Origin of the sequence: Methanolobus sp. (assembly GCF_016278385.1) — an archaeon.
Lineage (GTDB): Archaea > Halobacteriota > Methanosarcinia > Methanosarcinales > Methanosarcinaceae > Methanolobus.
The window spans coordinates 1-2506 of sequence record NZ_JADQBY010000012.1 but is presented as its reverse complement, the minus strand read 5'-3'; the positions used below and the strand labels follow the sequence as shown (position 1 = coordinate 2506).

1 protein-coding gene is annotated in these 2506 nt (G+C 39.7%); it reads left to right on the top strand.

Annotated elements, in window-relative coordinates; translation table 11 throughout:
- Positions 1-2506 (top strand): sugar-binding protein (locus tag QZZ23_RS05125; RefSeq protein ID WP_366931318.1); only part of this gene is annotated, 2506 nt, incomplete at both ends.

Here is a 2506-nt window from a genome sequence, read left to right as displayed (position 1 = left end):
TTACTGTGATGGTGTAGAGGTCTACAACAATGATATGTCTACTCAGATTAATACGGGAATTCGCGCTGAAGCAACAAACAATTTGAAACTTCACGACAATACTATCTATCCTAAAGCAAGCAGTGGTTACGCAGGTATTTACGTTCAATCATATGATAGAAATTATCCTGTAACTTCAGTTGAGATATACAATAATACTATACACAATATGAGATATGCTGGTATTTATGTACTCGCTTATGATTACGGTGTTTCGTACAAGAATCTGAACGATAAATCTCAATCAACTGGTGTATACATCCACAATAATATTATTTATGGAACAGGAACTACAGGAAGAGCACCAGGTGGTGGAATATCCACTGCAGGGTTCCATAATACCATAATAGAAAATAATGTAATTCACGATGTTACTGGAAATGGTATTTCTATACTTTATAACAAGCCTGAACTAACATACACTGGTGTAGAGTACTATATTAGAAACAATGTCATAACATCTTCTTCCGGCTACGGAATAGTGAACTATGAACCTTCAACACACAAAATTATAGCTGAATATAATGATGTTTACAGTAACAGTGCTGGAACTTACAGTAGTTCCGGAATTACTTACACTAACAACCTTAATATAAATCCATCCTTTGCAAACGAAAATACTCATGATTACCACCTGTTGAGTACTAATGGCAGATGGGCTGATGGAGTGTGGGTAACAGATGTTAAAACAAGTCCACTTATTGATGCAGGAGATCCGGACTCAGATTACAGCAAAGAATCTGCAAATGGTGGCAGGATCAACATTGGAGCATACGGTAACACTCAGGAAGCTTCCAGAAGCTACTTAGTCGAAGATACAGTGGCAGAGGACCCAGTAGTTGATGATCCGGTTTCATCAGGGGACGGCACGATCATCGAGGTACATGCAACTGAAGAACTGAATATTACCTATGGTACAGCCTCTATTGACGGAGATCTCAGTGAATGGGAAAATGTAGCAGGAGTAACAGTTTACGGCGACTCCGACAGAACTCTGGACAAAGATAACATTGCAACAATAAAGGCAGTGTATGATTACACAAACCTGTACCTTGCTTATGAAGTAACCGATACCAATCTGAAGTCCTTCAAGGTTCCTGGAGAGGGAGGTTTGCATTTAGATGATAGCATCGAGTTTTATATCGATACGCTCAACAATGATGGAACTGCAATGCAGACTGATGATTATCATTTAATCATAAATCTTAATGAAGCATTAATCGATGATAGAGGAACTGGTAGTGGTAAAGATTACAGCTATGTTATCAATATAGTAAAAAGCCTCAAGTTGCAGGGTACTCTTAATGATGACAGTGACACAGACAAAGGTTATGTTATTGAAGTTGCAATTCCATGGTCTGACATCGGAGGTCAGCCTTCAAACGAGATAGTTGGACTATTTGCTGCAGTAAATGATAGAGATATTGATGTTGGCAGATATGTGTTGAACTATGATAATGTACTACTTGAAAATTATGGAATGCCTGCATATTGGGAAGATGCGACTTTCTTAGAAGCAAAGACTGCACCTGAATTTGCAGCAATTGCTGATGTCTCAATAGATGAGGAAGAAACTATCAGCTTCACAGTAAATGCAACAGATGCAGAAGGCGATGAGCTTACATACTCAGCTACATCTATTCCACAGGGTGCTACATTCAATGCAGACACAGCAACATTCAGCTGGACGCCATCACGTGGTGAGGCAGGAACCTACGAGACTGTATTCGCAGTCACAGATGATGAACTGAGTGATTCTGTCAATGTTACAATAGTTGTGAATGCACTGCCTGAAATTATCGAAGAACCTGTAACAACAAGTAGTGAACTAAACATTGCTTTTGGTACAGTCTCCATTGATGGTGATCTTAGTGATTGGGAAAATACAGTAGGTGTTGATATTTACGGAGATTCCGACAGAACATCTGAAAAAGAGAACACTGCAATAATAAAGGCAATGTATGATGATACTTACCTGTATCTTGCTTATGATGTAACAGACACCAATCTTCAGGCAGTGAAATTGCCTGGTCAAGGTGGCCTGCATCTGGACGACGGAATTGAGCTATACATCGACACTCTGAACAATGGCGGAACTGCAATGCAGACTGATGATTACCATTTCATCATTAACCTTAATGAAGCAATGATCGATGATAGAGGAACCGGCAGTGGAAAAGACTACAGCTATGTTATTAACATAGACAGTAACCTTAACTTGCAGGGTAGCCTTAATGATGCCAGTGATGTTGATACAGGTTATACATTTGAAATTGCAGTCCCATGGGCTGATATCGGTGGTAAACCTTCAAATGATGTAGTTGGAATACTCGCTGCAGTGAATGACAAGGATGTTGAGACTGCTGTATATCTCCTTAATTACGGTAATGTAGAGGGAAGCTATGCAATACCTGAAAACTGGGCTGATGCGACCATTGCAGATGCACCTGAGGACATTGCACCTGAG